Genomic DNA, 16,494 nt, shown 5'->3' on the forward strand with positions numbered 1-16,494 from the left:
TTATACAGGTTACTATCCGTCGATTCAGTAAATCAAATTGAAGTAGTGAATTGATTGGCGTTAACCAACAGTTTATTGGAAAGAGAAGATAACTCTGACCCCGTTTTTTCAACAGCTTGCATCGCTTCAAATTGTTCCTGAAATGCGCGCATCATTTGAGCTGCATTACTTTTATTTTTTTCGGAAACATTTTCTACTTGTTTCGTAGATGCCTCCAATAACGGTAGTCCGCTTTCCAACGAGTTCAAGTGATCTTTCATAACCAATAACCTTCGATCCAATACCTTGATTTGATCTGCAGCGGCCTTGAAATTCCCACTATTTTCTTGTGTAATACTTTCAAAATTTGTTGCATCTACTTGCATCTCTTCTATATTCAAAGTAGTCCTATCAACGGATTGTTCCATTTGTAAAATAGTACCTTTAATTTCTCCTGTAGCGTTAGCCGATTGCTCCGCTAATCGTTGGACCTCATTTGCTACCACTAAGAATCCTGCTCCTGCTTTTCCAGCTCTAGTTGCTTCGATTTTCGCATTTAATGCAAGCATACGCGTTTGGTCAGTAATGCTATCAATGGTGCTAACTACACTAGAAACGGACATGAACTTTTCATGTAAGTCATCAATCGTTTGAATGACACTTTCCATACTTCGGAAGAAGATTCTCATCATTTTTGCTGCCTCGATTGTCGAAGTCTCTCCTGTTTTCACGACTTGTTTTGTAATCGTTGACTCATGAAAAACATCTTCCATTTCATTAAACAACGTAGCCATTTGAACTTTCATCTGCTGGAAGGCTTGCTGCTGTGTTGCTGATACAGAAACCGTCTCTGCAGCAATCGTCTCCAACTCTGAAACCTGAGCATTCAAATAATCATTTTTTGTCAGCAGCGCAGTTGAGCTGACGTTTAAATGACTTCCAGTCTGTGCTAGTTGTATACTAGTGTTTTTTATTTCCACGAGCATATAGGACATACTTTCAATCATCATCTTGAAGCTTTTAATGAGCGATTGGAATTCAGGTGTAGAAGATTGAATCGCCAAATCGACTCCTAAATCCCCTTCCCTGACCATGCGCATTTTTTGTTGCAATACAATTATCGGTTTCGTCATTCGGTGAATCGTCGGCGCAATCAGTAACAATGCGATGATTAACGCAATTAGGATCGATATCAAAATTTGGGTTCCCATTTCTTTCGTATCCGCCAAATAATCACTATCCGGAACGACAATAACAAATTCCCCGCCTAACTCTTGAACACGATAATAGCTGATAGTATGCGGATTTCCTTGGATTGTTTCATGTAAAATACCTTTACCGTCTTGTTTGATTTTCTCCACAATTTGATTGGACAAACTCAGATTCGTATTTTTACTAACCGCAAAGGGAATCAGTTGATCATCTTTTGAGTAAAACATCGTTGCATTATAACCATCTTGAGTTAAGGATACATGCTGCCTCTTAACAACCTCTTCAAGAGCAGACATAAAATTTCCCTTATTCCCGATATGTATCAACATCAATGTTTTCGCTAGATCATTGACAATTGTCGCCTCTCGCTCCAAATGGGAAGAGACGAGTTCAATAGTGCTTTTCGTCATTTTTTCATACGCTGTGAATCCTATTGTAACCGTGGATATTAGCAGGATTGTTAGAATTGCGAAAAGTAATCGAGTTTTAAATGTGATGTTGGTAACTCTAGAAGATACATTCGTCCAGTTTACTTTTCCAAATCTTATCTTCTTAACGACTTCTTGTGCCAATCGACTCAATTTAATAACCACCTCACAGGAATTTATACTCAATTTTCTCATATACGTGTAAATTTCCTGTAAAGAGTGTGTAAATTTTCTGTATAGAATTTTGAATGTCTTTTTTATATGAACGAAAAAAAGCTATTCACGATGAATGTGAATAGCTTTTCGTACTGTTATGCTAACGCTTTTGCCAAGTCTTCAAGTAAATCTTCCACATCTTCAATTCCTACCGAAATGCGTACAAGACCATCTGTAATCCCCAATTGCAATCTGCGTTCACGCGGAATTGACGCATGTGTCATGCGTGCAGGTATAGAAATCAAGCTTTCAACTGCTCCTAAACTTTCCGCAAGCGTAAAGTAGCGCAATTTTGCAAGCAACTCATCAGCTTTCTTTTCGCTTCCAACATCGAACGAAATCATACCACCGAAGCCGGTCGCTTGCCTTGTCATCAATTCTCGGCCCGGATGTGTTTTAAGTCCCGGATAATACACTTTCCCCACTGCCGCGTGTCCATCTAAAAACTCCGCGATTTTCTGCGCATTCACATTATGCTCTTCCATACGAAGTCCGAGCGTTTTTATACCGCGAATCAATAACCATGAATCTTGTGGCCCAAGAATAGCGCCCACCGAGTTTTGAATGAAATGTAAATCCTCTGCAAGTTTCTCTGTTGCTACCACGACAAGCCCTGCTACGACGTCACTATGACCTCCGATATATTTCGTCGCACTATGCAATACAATATCTGCGCCTTGAGCGATTGGTTGTTGAAAATATGGGGTCATAAACGTATTGTCGACAATTGTGAGCAATCCCTTTTCTTTGGCAAGCTTAGTAACAGCTTCAATATCCGTTATTTTTAACAGTGGATTCGTTGGGGATTCCAAGAAAACCGCTTTTGTATTTTCTTTAATTGCTTCATCTACTTTCGTGATATCACTAGAATCAACGAATGTTGCCGAGATGCCAAAGCGATTTAATACTTTCGTAATGACACGGTATGTTCCACCATATACATCGTCTGTTAGAACAATATGGTCACCTTTACTAAATAACATCATAACCGAACTAATCGCTGCCATTCCGGAGCCAAAAGCAAAGCCCGCTTTTCCGCCTTCTAAATCGCTAATTAATACTTCTAGCGCATGACGAGTTGGGTTACCTGTACGTGAATATTCATACCCGTTAAATTGACCTACTGACTGTTGCTTGTACGTACTTACTTGATATATGGGTGTGGAAACAGCACCTGTCATTGCATCTCCAACAATACCGCCGTGGATTAATTTCGTTTTTGCACGCATGAATTATTCTCTCCCTTTAAATAGATCATAGATGTTCTGACTTAAATAACGGTCACTTGAATCAGGAAAAATGGTAACAATATGGCTTCCCGTTTTCGCAATTTCAGCTTCACGTAAAGAACCATAGAATGCAGCGCCAGAAGAACTTCCAACGAGCAACCCCTCATTTTTCGCCAATGAACGCAATTGCATGAACGCGTCCTCATCGCTAACTGTATGAATGGCATCAAAATACGTTGGGTCCATGTAGTCTGGTAAAAACTCCATTCCAATTCCTTCTGTTACATGAGATCCTGCTGCTCCACCGTTGAGTATAGAGCCTTCAGGTTCTACGACAACTGTTTTCACACCCGGGTTGCGTTCTTTCAAAAACTGCGAGGTCCCCATAAATGTACCACCAGACCCCGCTCCCGCAACAAAAACGTCGATTTCCCCATCTAAATCACGCCATAATTCGGGTCCAAGTGTTTTCATATACGTCGCCGGATTTGCGGGATTTGAAAACTGTGATGGTGTAAAAGCACCGGGTGTTTGTAAAACAAGCTCTCTCGCTTTCTCAATCGCACCTCTCATGCCTAGTTCGGTTGGTGTATTAATGATTCCAGCACCAAGTGCACGCATAAGTGTTTGTTTTTCTAAACTAAACTTTTCTGGAACGACAAATATCACATGATAGCCTTTCCCAATCGCTGCAAGAGCCAAGCCGATACCCGTATTTCCCGCCGTCGCTTCAATAATTGTTCCACCTGGCAACAAGCTTCCCGATTGCTCTGCATCCTCAATGAGTGTTAATCCGAGTCGATCCTTTACGCTTCCTCCTGGATTTAGATACTCTAGCTTCGCGAATATCCGACAATTATTTGGAATATGAATACGACTAATCTCAACAACCGGCGTGTTTCCAACTAATTCTTGTACACTACCGTAAACTTTCATTACACTTCCTCTTCGTACACATTGCGCCATTCATCTTTTTTCGCAAGCATATTTCCCGCTAACTCTTTGGCACCTTCCAAACTATGGTTTGCGGCCCACCCACATTGCACTTCGTTACACGCTGGCACTTCCGTCGCTACGAGTACATCTCGCAAAGTATTTTCTAAAATGACTAGAATATCTTCGTAATCATCATGATTGATAACAGATAGATAAAAGCCGGTTTGGCAACCCATCGGACTAAGATCCACAACTTTATCAGAATGATTACGAATATTCTCCGCCATTAAATGCTCGATGGAATGTAGTGCGTCCATTTTCATAAACTGTTTGTTAGGTTGTGTGAAACGTAAATCGTACTTATACACTTCATCACCATGACTTCCCTGTTTCGTCCCTGCTAAACGCACGTACGGTGCCGCAACTTTCGTATGATCTAAGTTAAAACTTTCAACATTCAACTTTTTCATCGTAGTCTCCCCTTATTTTTTAGTCGCGTCCATTAGCCAGACAAAATCGTTCAATTGTTTAAACGTCACTTCGAATCCGGCTTCTAGAAATAGTTTCAACAATACGGGCAGTACTGTGTAGTATTCACGTTCTAAATCGTCTGCAACATTATGAAAATTTCTTGCCCGCTCCTTATCTATCTGAGCCTGCTTTGCATCTTCCGTTATAAAAATGGTATCGGCAAAGACAACTTTCCCATTTATCGGTAACAACTGTGCATATTTCTTCAGCGCAATTCCTTTTTCTTCATCTGTTAAATGATGAAATACATATGAACTTGCGATTGAATCAATTGGTATACCATCAGTTTCAAAATCAATTAAATCCCCGTCTTTGACCTCAATTGAAGGAAATCGCTCCGCCGTTAATCGCCGCATCGCAGTGTTCGGTTCAATGCCAATCACTTGATGACCGGCATCTATTAATTTTGCTGTCAGATTTCCCGTCCCTGTACCGAATTCAAGAATAGTTCCAATAACTTTGCTTGTGACAGCATTTAGAATCTCGTCATAGCCTTCAAATACATCACGGTATTCAGGATCCTCCCCAGCAACTGATGCGTCATACAAGTGAATCCACTCATCAAAAATATCGATGAATTCGCGTCCCATAATAAAACTCCTTTTTTCAAGTATATTATTCCAAGTCGTTTACTATGGTATAGGCGTAATATCAATATTTATACCACACCCCATCTAGAAATGCCACTAAAAAAACAAAACGAAGTCTTAATCGCCCGCTTCAATTGCTCCCTCATCATTTCGTAAACCGTGCCCGCACGCTACTTCCCATCTGCTCATATAGATAGATGATAAACAAACAGTTGCAGGGGGAAATAAGTATGCAATGGATATCTATATTATTAATCGGTATTGCTGCAAACATTGATAATTTAGCAATAAGTGTTTCATACGGCTTAAAATTAAAAAGAATTCCTTTCCTATACAATTTCATTATTTCTCTTATTTCTATTGTATTTGCATTCTTCTCCATATCAGCGGGTAGTTTTTTATCCAATTACTTTTCACAATCAATGGCTAACTTCACTGGTGGCTTCTTAATTACCGTCCTTGGTATATGGTTTATCGCGCCATTGCCATTTTTCATTAAAAATAAATCCATTCAAACAGAAGACAATAGCCCCGTATTTCTAGGTTTAGAACAACCAATGAAAATCACTTTAAAAGAATCAACTTTTTTGGGATTTCTACTTTCCTTAAACTGCTTAACAATTGGTTTTGGAGCAGGTATTACAGGCTTCCCTCCGCTTTTCACTTCAATCTCAATTGGACTATTTTCACTGATTTCAATTTCTCTAGGTATTAAAATCGGTAATACAATTGGCAATACACTATTCGGCAAGTACTCCTCTAAAATCGCCGGACTTTTGCTCATCATAATCGGTATTTATGAAATGTTTTTCTAATAGTGCTTACTCAATTTCGCACAAATACATGTAAAAATCATATCTACAACCCTATTCGCAAATGAGATAGTCAAATCAGTATCTATCACTATAATGGCACCAGTTTTACCTACCTTCTCATTCAACAGAACCTTCTTTTCTTATCGAAGTTTTCAGAAACATATGGTACACTTAAGACCACTACTTGAAAACGCTTACATTACTTATCAGCTTCAAAAGGAGGGGTTTTATGGTGCTCGTACTCCAACAACGACAGGAACAGAATCTGTTAATGACATTCGAGTTAAGACAAGCAATTGAAATACTTCAATACTCGACGTATGAACTTGAACAATTTATAAGGCAACAAGAGCTTGAAAATCCGATTATCGAACTGAAAGAAAAAAATACATATGAAGAGAGAGTGAATCAGCGGACATCTACTTTTGGTTCTTCCGAGATGCCGGAGGATCTATTCCAGTGTACTGAAAGAAACATGCGGGACACACTATTTGATGACGCAAAATTCATTTATCCAGACGAACACATCCAAAATTTGTTAAAGTATCTCATTTATAATCTGGATGACAATGGCTATTTACGTGTTCTTGGTAAGGATCCAGATTTCTATCTAGAATTTGATGAATTTGATATTGATAAAGGTATTCTTTTACTTCAAGAAGTGGGTCCAGTAGGAATTGGGGCTAGAGACTTAAAGGAATGCCTGCTCTTGCAAATTACATATACCTATCCTGAACAAAAGTCAGCTGCCTTTTTAGTAGAACATCATTTAAACTTGCTTGCTGACCATAAATGGAATGAAATCGCCTTACAAATGAACATCGAAATGAGGGAAGTAAAAGAGCTTTACGATTTCATAGCAACGCTTAACCCAAGGCCAGGCACATTTATTTCCAATTTTCCAACTGAATATTTAACTCCTGACATTATTGTCGAATCCAAAGATGATAAATTAGTTTTCCATTTGAATGATGGCTATTTACCAGCTATTCATGTCAATAAAGAGTACACGCAACATCTTCAAACGAAAAATGATGTATCAAAATATATCCATACTCAATATAAAAATGTAGAATGGCTTCTTAGTAGTATTGAACAGCGCCGAAATACGATTATTAAAATTGTGCAAGTCCTGTTGGATAGACAGGAAAGTTTTTTTATAAATGGGCTCTCTTCATTGAGACCATTAACACTAAAAGAAGTAGCTGATGAAATTGAAATGCACGAATCAACTGTCAGCAGAGCGACTACCAACAAAGTCATTCAGACCGCGTTCGGTTCTTTCGACCTCCGAATTCTGTTCACTTCGAAGTTAGAAACTGCGGACGGCACTAGCATTTCTCAAACGAAAGTGAAAACACTTTTGGAGAATTTTATAGCTCAGGAAAATAAATTCAAACCCTATTCTGACCAAAAAATAGCAGAATTCTTTAATCGCGAAAAGGGCATCACAATCTCTAGGCGAACAATTAGTAAGTATAGAGAGGAGTTAAATATACCTTCCTCCAGCAAACGTAAAGATATTCAAGTATGATTCACAAAAAAGCACGGAGAGTACTTGACTTATTTGTCAGGCGCTCTCCGTGCTCATTTTAGTTAACTTCTATCGCATGTTCTTCATGTTCATGTAATTCTTTATCATCTTTTACGTGGATTTGAATTTTATGCGGACCTACTTGTTCAAATTTATATGAAGCTGTATATTCACCGGCAACTAATTCTTCAACGTCGACCCAGTCGTGTTTGTCCGGATTTTCTTCATTCCAGATTTCGTAGCGTACTTGTGCTTTTTCAAATGGTTTTCCATCTAATTGCAGGTGAACGACAAATTCAGTAGATTCGCCGGACTTCATATTTTCAGGTTTCATGAAGTGCATCGAAAATCCTTCTGCATGCCCATGTTCGTGTTCAACTTCGCCTTCAATGGCTTCTTCATAATTTCCACCATTACCTACTGTCACTTCTTTTTTCGGCATTGTGTGCAAACCTCTCGCTGTTACATGCACTTGAACGTGGAAAAGACCGTCATGCTCAAAAGAAGTTTCTGCTGTGTACAAACCGTCTTTGTCATTCGTCGATTCAACCTTGAAACTGTCGTCTTTTTTTCCTTCTTCCCATACTTCAAATTCAACTTCATCAGCGTCATCTACTTTGTCATCGCCCTGTGTAACAACTGCTTTCATTTTTATAATACCATTCACATCAACTTGTTCTGTCACTGTTAGCTTCACATCCAGCGGTAGAGGTACTCCTGTTTCGTCCACTTTTACCGCTTCTTCTTTACCGCATGCTGCCATAGCGGCCAGCATGAATAGCCCCACTAACAAACCAAATTTCCTTTTCATCAAGATTCCCCCATAGTCGTTTTACTTAACGTAGTTCCTTATGTTCGTTATGATTATAATAGATAAGTTAGAACTAAGTGTGAACTACCGCGCTTCACATGATTTTCACATTTATTAGAGAAAATGAGTACAATGAGCAACCTATAATTGAAATGAGGTTTTATCTTGAATTCATCCACCATTATGATTATAGACGATGAACCACAAATGAGGAATCTGATTCGAATGTTCCTCGAAAAAGAGGGTTACACTGTCGTCGAGGCAACAGACGGGATCCATGCACTGTCTTTGATAGACCAAACAAATCCACAGTTGCTACTAGTAGATGTAATGATGCCCTTCATGGATGGCTTTACATTCGCCAAAGAAATAAAGCGGACATCGACAATCCCACTCATCTTTCTATCAGCAAAAGGAGATGAGTGGGATAAAATACAAGGTTTAAAGCTTGGCGGCGACGATTATATTGTCAAACCATTTTTACCGGGAGAGCTTCTTGCAAGGATTGAATCCGTTCTGAGACGATCTTATCAAAATATACCAGTGGCCGATACATTAACTGTCGGGCCACTCGTAATCGATAATGGAGCACATACTGTGTCATTGAATGGAAAACCCTTATTATTAACATTAAAGGAGTTCGGTATGCTTCATGTGCTTGCTAAAAATAAGGGTCGCGTCTATTCAAGGGAACAACTGCTGCACATCGTCTGGGGTGAAGAACATCAAAGTAGCGAGCGTACAGTCGATACACATATCAAAACGTTAAGACTTAAAATGGGTAATAACGGTGATCTAATTGAAACAGTTTGGGGTATCGGCTACAAATTCGAGGTGTGAAGATTGAAGACACTTACATTAAGCAAAAAAATAGGTCTAGTCCTGATTTCCAGTATCGGGTTTACAATTCTTTTTTCCTTTTTCTTCATCCATTATCTCTATTCTGAATTGTATTTGACAAGTATTGAAGAATCCATTGTCTATCAAGGGAAAAGGACGGCTTCTCATTACCATTACGGGGAATTAAGTGATGAAATCATCGATAAAATCCAATGGTATAACATCGTGTCAGAATATGAAATTATCGTAGTTGATAACTTAAAGGATCTCACTTCCTATTTCCCTTACGAGGTCAATTATGAAACACTTGTCGATGCAAATGACATGGCTGAGTTGGAAAAAGGAGCCTATGTATTAAAAGAGGGATTCGTAAAAGAACTTAACCATGAAATTCTAGGCGCCATTTTTCCAATCAAAGGTGAAAACGGACTTATCGGTTTCATCTATATTTATGTTCCACTTGCGGCAGTTCAAGATGTATTCCGGGGAAGCATTCCAATACTTTTGATCGTTGGTTGCTTATTTTTCTTCATACTCTTTTTAGTTGTCAATCGGACTTGGCATTCTTTATTCAAACCGTTGCAAGATCTTCAGCGACTTTCGTTTGAAGTATCTAAAGGGAACTATTCAAACCGGATTCAAAGCGAAAGGGACGATGAAGTCGGCCAATTAACGAAGGCGTTCAATTTGATGAGCCTTTCACTTGAACAACAGGAAGAACGTAAAAAGGAATTCACGTCAAATATCGTGCATGAACTTCGTACACCGCTCACCTATATTAGCGGTTACACGCATGTTCTTAAAGACAAAATATATTCATCGCCCGAAGAAGCACAAAGCTATTTGACAACGATTGAAAAAGAAACAGATCGACTGACCAAATTGATCACTGATCTTGTGGAATTAAATCATCTCCAAGAAGATTTGTATACAATTGACATTCAGCCTATTGCCATCGCACAATTATTAGTAGATACAGTTGGTTTGTTCACGATTCATATTGCAGAAAAAGAATTATGTCTCGAATTGACTATAGAAGAAGAACTTATTCTAACAGCTGATCCAAAAAGAATTCAACAAATTTTTTACAATACCATAGACAATGCCGTGAAGTATTCCGCCACAAACGGAACCCTGGCAATTGAATTAACGAAAAAAGATGCTTTCCTTCAATTCCGAGTGACAAATGATGGAATTCTTATTGACGATGAAGATCTAAAGCGAATTGGCGATCGTTTTTTCAGGACAGATAAAGCCCGGAATCGGACAACCGGTGGAACAGGCTTAGGGCTCCCTATTGTCAAAGAAATCATCCGATTACACAACGGATCTTTCGAGATGACTAGCGACGCCACGACAGGAACAACCGTAACGATTCGATTGCCAGGCTTATCTATTGATGAAAAAGAAGAGGTGTAATTTGAAAAACATATGCTATCTGTTTATTCCCCTTGTCATTGCAGTATTGCTTTCCGCTTGCAGTTCTGTACCTCATAGTGGAAAGGAAATAGTTCCATTTTCTTATACAGACCAAAATGGACAGCCTTTCGGTACAGATGAACTAACGGGGAAAGTCTGGATTGCTGATTTCGTCTTCACAAAATGTAAGACCGTTTGTCCCCCGATGACACTAGAGATGGCGGATTTGCAAAAAAAGTTCGAGGATGAAGGCGTTCAAGTCGAATTCGTATCATTCACTGTCGATCCAACAATTGATTCACCAGATGTGTTAAAAGAGTACATCCACCAATTTACGGACGATGAAAAGAATTGGCATATATTAACGGGATATACACAGGAAGAAATTGAAGCTTTCGCAAGGGATCAATTTCAAACAATTGTCCAAAAACCTTCCTCATCCAATCAAGTCATTCACGGAACTAACTTTTATTTGATTGATCAGCAAGGCAGTATTGTGAATGAATATAATTATGTAGATGCATCCTATGTCAAGGAAATGATGAAGGATATCAAAAAGATTCAAAGATAATCACATATGTTGATTAACCAAAAAACCTGTAAATAACTTAAATGGTTAATCAACAGACGTGAAAGATAATAGACAAAAACACCTCCTAGGCTTATCCGCTTAGGAGGTGTTTCCTTGTTAGCAATACATTCATTATTTCTTCAAACGACTCTTCATAAAACTGATAACAACTGGCAGAACAGACACAAAGATAATTAATAAAATAACAGTGGAGAAGTTATCTTTAATGATAGGAATATTCCCGAAGAAATAACCTGCAATCGTACAAATTCCTACCCATAGAATTGCGCCCACTACATTATAAATGAAAAAGTAGCGATAATTCATACGACTAGCCCCTGCAACAAAAGGTATAAATGTACGAATGAACGGCATAAAGCGGGCAATCACTATCGTTTTACCACCGTGTTTATTAAAAAATTTCTCTGCTTTATCCATTTTTTCTTGATCAATGACTCTACCAATTAAGCTATTAGGCTTGATCGCTGTCCCAACTTTTTTACCGATTTGATAATTTACAGTATCCCCAATGACAGCTGCAGTAAAGAACACAATAAGGAGAAGTACAATGTTAAATGCCCCCATTGCAGCAAGAGCCCCACTTGCAAATAGCAAAGAATCACCTGGTAAGAATGGGAAAATAACTAATCCTGTTTCAACAAACACGATTAAGAATAATAGTACATATGACAGCGAGCCGAAATTTTGAATAATTTCAACCAAATGCTCATCAATATGTAATATGAAGCTGATTATGTTTTGAATTATAGTCATACATAGACTCACTTTCAATAATATTTGTCAGATTCATTGACAGAAACAACCTTATTCATCATACTTGTTTCTTTGATAGTTGTCACGTAACAGAATAAAATAGCAATACACCTAATAAAAGCGCAAGGCGCCAAAAAGGATAGCAGGCATAAGTCGATTAAGGGGAAGACATTCTAAGATCGCGACGTCCTGTCGCAAAGCCGGATTGCTTTCAAGGAAATCAAGCCTAAGTACGCCGCGTCCTGCGGCAACAGCTACATGAGACCCACATTCTATTGGCCCCCGAGCGGCTTGTGGATAGAGTATAGAGTATAGACACCATTCTAAGTCAAACAAACTTATACTTTCCTATATTTGAAGAATGCCTCCCAATGATTTCAGGGAGGCATTACTCATACTATTATTTACGTCTCCAAAGCATCAACATCATCGCCGTAATAAAAGTAAAAGCAATGAGCGCCAAAAAAGGAATCGTTACAAAACCAAACCAATTAATATATTGTCCCGAGCATGGAACCCCGCTCGTACACGTACTGAATTCTTGCAATGAAGGCAGTTTCTGCAACGCATAATGATAACCAGATAGAAGCATGCCTATGACTGACATCGGAAGTACGTACTTATATATATCGCGGTCATTTCGATAAAATGCCATGCCAAGGAACAGAACTAGTGGGTACATAACTATTCGCTGATACCAGCAGAAAGTGCATGGTACAAAGCCCATACGCTCGCTAAAAAACAAACTTCCTATCATCGCTGTAATCGATGCTAACCAGGCAAGGAGGAGCGGTTTACTTACCACTAGCAGCCGCCTCTTCCACCATTTTTGTGAAATCATCTAACGTACTACCCGTAAATTGTTTTCCACTTATAAAGATTGTTGGTGTGGAGGATACACCTAGGTTATTGGCCGTTTTCATATCTTTCTCCCAAGCTTCTTTCCCCTTGCTTTCACCAAATGACTGCATTACTTTATTCGTTTCTTCTTCAGTTGCCACTTCCGCTAAAACCTTTTCCAAAAATGACTCCGTATATAAGTCCTTTTTTTCGTAGGTTAAATCTTCTGGTTGCTTACTAAATAATAATTCATGGAAAGTCCAAAACTTATCATTCCCTAATTCTTGATAAACCGTTTCTGCAAATTGAGCGGATCGATTTGAATCGATGTTTATAAAGGAGTAATTCATAAAGTAAAACTTGGCTTTCCCCGTTTCAACTAACTCCTTATAAATAACCGGAAAAAGTCTATCATTGAAATCTTTACAACTTGGACATTTATAATCACCAAACTCAATAATGTCAACTGGTGCTGACTCTTCACCCAAGAACGGTTGCCCTTCTACATCTATAACGGTTGACTTTTGATTGGCATCCGTTAAAACAATAACTCCTACGATACAAATAACTACTAAACCAACAATCCAAAAAATCTTTTTAGACAAGGCAAACACTCCTAATTTGAACTACATGACGTAGTGTAATGAAATAAAAATTTACGCAAGAGCGTAAATAAATAGTGCACAAATAAAGCAAAAAATCGTTACTGACAGAAGCATAACCTTCACAGGTAGCTTTATTTGGATTCCTTTTAACGGATTCAAGATATAGTCAATCCGATAATTGACAGATGTATCAGCAAATGACGCATAGACAAAAGGCATTTTTTCATGTTTGCACACTTTAAGCATCTTTAAAAGCGCACTCCCTAAGTTAACAGACGTCTGTTGTTTTTCAATTGCATATTCATCCGCTGACAATTCCTTAATGATGCTATATTTCTGATTAAACCATTTTAGAATCGGAATATAGCCCATCGTGGACGAACAAAGTGACATCAAAAAGATGGTAAGGGGGTCACGATTTTTTTGATGATACATCTCATGAGAAATGACTGCATTTAATTCATCGTCATTTAATAGGCTTATCAATCCCGTCGATAATACGATTTTAGGACGAACAAATCCCATTGTGATTGCAATCGGTGAAGGATGCGAGATCACAATAAATCCATCTTTTCCATCGCTATAAGTTTGATTCATTTCGGTTGTGAGCGTATTTTCTTCATACTGCTTAAATCGTTTTTTCATCCGTGAAGCATGATAAAATTGTGATCCTATTTTCCATATCGAAAATAACAACGTATAAATGACAAATGCATCGAGGACATACTCAAGAGAAGACAAGCCAATATTTTTCATCCAACTGTGACAGACGACAACAAGGTTATGACCAATATCCCAGCCTGCTATGATCGACATCAGATACAAACCCATTTGAAGATAAATCGTCCCTGAAATTATGAGTGACACAATAAGCATACTTAATGATTGACGTTTGTACATACGTTACATGCCCTTTTTCAGTTCTTTTATTTTCTGTTCGAGCTTGGCCACGAGAGCATCATCTACATCTTCAAGTGCATCCAGCATGTGACTTACAACAACACTTCCAAATTCATCCATCAGCTCATTTGTCATTTCTTTCGACTGTGTAGTCAAAAATTCTTCCCTTGATAGAAGCGGTTTATACAAAAACGACCGTCCTTCCAGTCTCTTGCAAAGAATCTCCTTGTCTACTAATCGATTCATAACAGTCATTACTGTATTGAAATTCGTTGATTTTTCACGTTCAAGTACTTGCTGAACATCTTTAATAGTCATTTCGACATCATTCCATAAAACGTCCATAATCTTTGCCTCAAGAGGCCCAAAAAAGCGGTTTAGCCCACTTTCATTCAACTTAAATTTCCTGATTTTCATGACTACTCATCTCCACATTACTCATTGTAGTGCTAGTTTTTTATCCAGTCAAGAATTCTCTTTTGAAAAACAGACAATTAACAAATCTGTAACATTTATTGCCCTATATTCTCCTTATTTAGGTCAGGTTGTCTTTAACAATTCAGACAAAAATCTCCTCGGCATTTAAACCGAGGAGATTTTCACAACCTATTCTTTGAAGCTGTTTATTGTTTTATTTATCATCTTCAAATTCAATTTTTGTACCGTCTTTAAATCGAATTTCTAGCTCGAATTCCGTATAATCTGTCGGTAAATCGAATACCTTCATCACTTCTTTAATGGCAGCTTCCTTCCCTGTCTGTTGAGTAATTGTTAACTGTTTCACCAATGGATACAGTTCATTGAATGCCTCTGTCCCCTTTTTCTTGATATTATTAAGTGAATCCTCAATTTCTGCATCGATTGAATTGTCACTATTTTTTTCAAGCTCTGCCTCATATTCCTGATGATTCGCATAGTCAAGCTTTAGTTCGAAATCAGCATAGCCAAGTTCATCCATCTTTTTTTGCATATCATCTTGATTGACAGTATCTGTATTTTGTTCAGTTTCAGGGCTACTAGTTCCCTCCGTCGAAGTCGCACCATTTGTGTCTCCATTACTATTCTCTTCCGTAATAGGTTCGTCCACTACCTTATCATTATTTTTTTCAGCGTTCCCGCAAGCAACAAGCACAAAGGATAATGCCATGGTCAAGATGAAAATAGAAATTTTCTTCATCGTATCTACCTCCTTATACAGTCCATTCCCCATCGAGGGACTTTTACACATGAAAAAACTACCTATTTTGGATATCGATAAATACCTGTTAGGATGGGGATAATGATGAATATAAATTGTGATAACGGAGGAATTTCAATGAATGAATCGATCAAGCAAACTGTTGCTACACTTACGTATATTTCAGTCGAACGAGTTATGGGTTGGTATGACCAAAAAACAAAGCGTACCGTGCATAGTATCCATTTATATACTGACTCGATTTCAACTTCACGAAATACATTCAGATTAGAACACGTGCATGATATGTCCTATAAGCCATTTTCCAGCGGAGCAGGATTTTTCTATTTACATACAACCCAAGGTGTCTTCACTTATGAAGTCGATACAGACCCAACTTATTTCATCCGGACCTATCAAAGTTTACCCAGGTGATCCGCACTTTCATTTTTTTGTTTAGTCCTTACCTTTTTGGGGAATATAAAAAAGGAGAACAAAAAATGGAGGTAATTTAAATGACTGTTAAAAAAACTGTTGAAAACGCCGTTCAGGCAAAGGAAGAAATCGAGAAATTGGTAACACAAGGATATACACATGATGAGATTTATATTTTTGCACATGACAAAAAGAGAGCCAGTCACATAACGGAAGCGCTAGATACAGAAAGCGTAGGTATGAAAGAACAAGGTTTCTTGGATAGTATGAAAAACATGTTCTCTTCTCGCGGAGATGAACTCCGTAGCAAGATGGAAGCTGCAGGACTATCCACGGCAGAAGCTGCCGATGCAGAGGCAGAACTTGACCAAGGGAAACTTATCCTAATTGCGAAGAAATAACTTATAAGTTTATGAATCCCATTCCTCATATCAGAGGAATGGGATTTTTTTTGATTGCTTAGGAGATTATTTAGTTCGTTGCATATATGGTCGGTTGAATGTCGGGTATGATTGGTTGGCGGGAGATATGATTGCTTCCAGGGCGGTTATGATCGGTTGGACGGGGATATGATCGCTTCCGCGTCCGTTATGATCGGTTCATCGGGGTTATGATCGCTTCCGCGTCGGTTATGATCGGTTCATCGGGGTTA

At 38.4% G+C, this 16,494-nt stretch carries 19 protein-coding genes; 7 read left to right on the forward strand and 12 right to left on the reverse strand.

Annotation, left to right across the window (positions count from 1 at the left end; translation table 11 throughout):
• Nucleotides 1-32 precede the first annotated feature (32 nt).
• The 5 genes from MKZ26_RS07575 to MKZ26_RS07595 form a co-directional block, all read right to left on the reverse strand.
• Nucleotides 33-1,772 (reverse strand): methyl-accepting chemotaxis protein, encoded by a 1,740-nt coding sequence (locus tag MKZ26_RS07575; RefSeq protein ID WP_340765488.1) that lies wholly within the window; start codon nt 1,770-1,772, stop codon nt 33-35.
• A gap of 158 nt (nt 1,773-1,930) precedes the next feature.
• The gene (locus tag MKZ26_RS07580; protein ID WP_340765490.1) at nt 1,931-3,064 is read right to left on the reverse strand and encodes a bifunctional cystathionine gamma-lyase/homocysteine desulfhydrase; all 1,134 of its coding nucleotides are present in this window, start codon (nt 3,062-3,064) and stop codon (nt 1,931-1,933) included.
• A gap of 3 nt (nt 3,065-3,067) precedes the next feature.
• Nucleotides 3,068-4,000 carry a PLP-dependent cysteine synthase family protein gene (locus tag MKZ26_RS07585; RefSeq protein WP_340765492.1) on the reverse strand — a complete coding sequence of 311 codons (933 nt, stop codon included), beginning with the start codon at nt 3,998-4,000 and terminating at the stop codon, nt 3,068-3,070.
• Complete coding sequence (locus MKZ26_RS07590) at nt 4,000-4,470, reverse strand: S-ribosylhomocysteine lyase (protein WP_340765496.1); 471 nt, start codon at nt 4,468-4,470, stop codon at nt 4,000-4,002. Before MKZ26_RS07590 ends, MKZ26_RS07585 begins: the two co-directional genes overlap by 1 nt.
• Nucleotides 4,471-4,482: 12 nt before the next feature.
• Nucleotides 4,483-5,121 carry a class I SAM-dependent methyltransferase gene (locus MKZ26_RS07595; protein ID WP_340765498.1) on the reverse strand — a complete coding sequence of 213 codons (639 nt, stop codon included), beginning with the start codon at nt 5,119-5,121 and terminating at the stop codon, nt 4,483-4,485.
• A gap of 230 nt (nt 5,122-5,351) precedes the next feature.
• Between MKZ26_RS07595 and MKZ26_RS07600 the strand changes: the two genes are divergently transcribed.
• Nucleotides 5,352-5,936, forward strand: coding sequence for a manganese efflux pump MntP (locus MKZ26_RS07600; RefSeq protein WP_340765500.1), 585 nt, complete (start codon nt 5,352-5,354; stop codon nt 5,934-5,936).
• 229 nt (nt 5,937-6,165) lie between these two features.
• Nucleotides 6,166-7,470: an RNA polymerase factor sigma-54 gene (gene rpoN, locus MKZ26_RS07605; RefSeq protein ID WP_340765502.1), complete on the forward strand. Its 1,305-nt coding sequence runs from the start codon at nt 6,166-6,168 to the stop codon at nt 7,468-7,470.
• A gap of 58 nt (nt 7,471-7,528) precedes the next feature.
• Here rpoN and MKZ26_RS07610 read toward each other — a convergent pair whose 3' ends face one another.
• A complete protein-coding gene (locus MKZ26_RS07610) occupies nt 7,529-8,281 on the reverse strand; it encodes a FixH family protein (protein WP_340765504.1) in 753 nt (250 codons plus the stop codon).
• Nucleotides 8,282-8,446: 165 nt separating this feature from the next.
• Here MKZ26_RS07610 and MKZ26_RS07615 point away from each other — a divergent pair, with 165 nt between their 5' ends.
• From MKZ26_RS07615 to MKZ26_RS07625, 3 genes are read left to right on the forward strand one after another with little or no spacing between them, the layout of a single operon-like run.
• The gene (locus tag MKZ26_RS07615; RefSeq protein WP_340765505.1) at nt 8,447-9,121 is read left to right on the forward strand and encodes a response regulator transcription factor; all 675 of its coding nucleotides are present in this window, start codon (nt 8,447-8,449) and stop codon (nt 9,119-9,121) included.
• 3 nt (nt 9,122-9,124) lie between these two features.
• A complete protein-coding gene (locus MKZ26_RS07620) occupies nt 9,125-10,540 on the forward strand; it encodes a sensor histidine kinase (RefSeq protein WP_340765507.1) in 1,416 nt (471 codons plus the stop codon).
• A gap of 1 nt (nt 10,541) precedes the next feature.
• Entirely contained in the window at nt 10,542-11,111 is a 570-nt protein-coding gene (locus tag MKZ26_RS07625) for an SCO family protein (protein ID WP_255428619.1), read from the forward strand.
• Between the two features lie 132 nt (nt 11,112-11,243).
• Here MKZ26_RS07625 and MKZ26_RS07630 read toward each other — a convergent pair whose 3' ends face one another.
• The 6 genes from MKZ26_RS07630 to MKZ26_RS07655 all read right to left on the reverse strand — a co-directional run bounded on the left by MKZ26_RS07630 (nt 11,244) and on the right by MKZ26_RS07655 (nt 15,407).
• Nucleotides 11,244-11,885: a DedA family protein gene (locus tag MKZ26_RS07630; RefSeq protein WP_067207129.1), complete on the reverse strand. Its 642-nt coding sequence runs from the start codon at nt 11,883-11,885 to the stop codon at nt 11,244-11,246.
• Nucleotides 11,886-12,285: 400 nt separating this feature from the next.
• Nucleotides 12,286-12,690 carry a disulfide oxidoreductase gene (locus MKZ26_RS07635; protein ID WP_257722504.1) on the reverse strand — a complete coding sequence of 135 codons (405 nt, stop codon included), beginning with the start codon at nt 12,688-12,690 and terminating at the stop codon, nt 12,286-12,288.
• Entirely contained in the window at nt 12,680-13,339 is a 660-nt protein-coding gene (locus tag MKZ26_RS07640) for a DsbA family protein (RefSeq protein ID WP_445683407.1), read from the reverse strand. Before MKZ26_RS07640 ends, MKZ26_RS07635 begins: the two co-directional genes overlap by 11 nt.
• A gap of 42 nt (nt 13,340-13,381) precedes the next feature.
• Nucleotides 13,382-14,230, reverse strand: coding sequence for a M56 family metallopeptidase (locus MKZ26_RS07645; RefSeq protein ID WP_340765515.1), 849 nt, complete (start codon nt 14,228-14,230; stop codon nt 13,382-13,384).
• Nucleotides 14,231-14,233: 3 nt separating this feature from the next.
• A complete protein-coding gene (locus MKZ26_RS07650) occupies nt 14,234-14,647 on the reverse strand; it encodes a BlaI/MecI/CopY family transcriptional regulator (protein WP_187047157.1) in 414 nt (137 codons plus the stop codon).
• A 214-nt stretch (nt 14,648-14,861) separates the two neighbouring features.
• Nucleotides 14,862-15,407 carry a YusW family protein gene (locus MKZ26_RS07655; protein ID WP_340765516.1) on the reverse strand — a complete coding sequence of 182 codons (546 nt, stop codon included), beginning with the start codon at nt 15,405-15,407 and terminating at the stop codon, nt 14,862-14,864.
• Between the two features lie 138 nt (nt 15,408-15,545).
• Here MKZ26_RS07655 and MKZ26_RS07660 point away from each other — a divergent pair, with 138 nt between their 5' ends.
• Both MKZ26_RS07660 and MKZ26_RS07665 read left to right on the forward strand, forming a co-directional pair.
• Complete coding sequence (locus MKZ26_RS07660) at nt 15,546-15,842, forward strand: hypothetical protein (protein WP_156475981.1); 297 nt, start codon at nt 15,546-15,548, stop codon at nt 15,840-15,842.
• 80 nt (nt 15,843-15,922) lie between these two features.
• Nucleotides 15,923-16,243, forward strand: coding sequence for a general stress protein (locus MKZ26_RS07665; protein ID WP_340765519.1), 321 nt, complete (start codon nt 15,923-15,925; stop codon nt 16,241-16,243).
• Nucleotides 16,244-16,494: the final 251 nt, after the last annotated feature.

This window comes from Sporosarcina sp. FSL K6-6792 (assembly GCF_038004885.1).
Lineage (GTDB): Bacteria > Bacillota > Bacilli > Bacillales_A > Planococcaceae > Sporosarcina > Sporosarcina psychrophila.

What these genes read in the sequence shown, in the direction of transcription:
- MKZ26_RS07580 (WP_340765490.1), bottom strand. Translation starts at nt 3,064, where the DNA reads ATGCGTGCAAAAACGAAATTAATCCACGGCGGTATTGTTGGAGATGCA.
- MKZ26_RS07585 (WP_340765492.1), bottom strand. Translation starts at nt 4,000, where the DNA reads ATGAAAGTTTACGGTAGTGTACAAGAATTAGTTGGAAACACGCCGGTT.
- MKZ26_RS07590 (WP_340765496.1), bottom strand. Translation starts at nt 4,470, where the DNA reads ATGAAAAAGTTGAATGTTGAAAGTTTTAACTTAGATCATACGAAAGTT.
- MKZ26_RS07595 (WP_340765498.1), bottom strand. Translation starts at nt 5,121, where the DNA reads ATGGGACGCGAATTCATCGATATTTTTGATGAGTGGATTCACTTGTAT.
- MKZ26_RS07600 (WP_340765500.1), top strand. Translation starts at nt 5,352, where the DNA reads ATGCAATGGATATCTATATTATTAATCGGTATTGCTGCAAACATTGAT.
- rpoN (WP_340765502.1), top strand. Translation starts at nt 6,166, where the DNA reads ATGGTGCTCGTACTCCAACAACGACAGGAACAGAATCTGTTAATGACA.
- MKZ26_RS07610 (WP_340765504.1), bottom strand. Translation starts at nt 8,281, where the DNA reads ATGAAAAGGAAATTTGGTTTGTTAGTGGGGCTATTCATGCTGGCCGCT.
- MKZ26_RS07630 (WP_067207129.1), bottom strand. Translation starts at nt 11,885, where the DNA reads ATGACTATAATTCAAAACATAATCAGCTTCATATTACATATTGATGAG.
- MKZ26_RS07645 (WP_340765515.1), bottom strand. Translation starts at nt 14,230, where the DNA reads ATGTACAAACGTCAATCATTAAGTATGCTTATTGTGTCACTCATAATT.
- MKZ26_RS07650 (WP_187047157.1), bottom strand. Translation starts at nt 14,647, where the DNA reads ATGAAAATCAGGAAATTTAAGTTGAATGAAAGTGGGCTAAACCGCTTT.
- MKZ26_RS07655 (WP_340765516.1), bottom strand. Translation starts at nt 15,407, where the DNA reads ATGAAGAAAATTTCTATTTTCATCTTGACCATGGCATTATCCTTTGTG.
- MKZ26_RS07660 (WP_156475981.1), top strand. Translation starts at nt 15,546, where the DNA reads ATGAATGAATCGATCAAGCAAACTGTTGCTACACTTACGTATATTTCA.
- MKZ26_RS07665 (WP_340765519.1), top strand. Translation starts at nt 15,923, where the DNA reads ATGACTGTTAAAAAAACTGTTGAAAACGCCGTTCAGGCAAAGGAAGAA.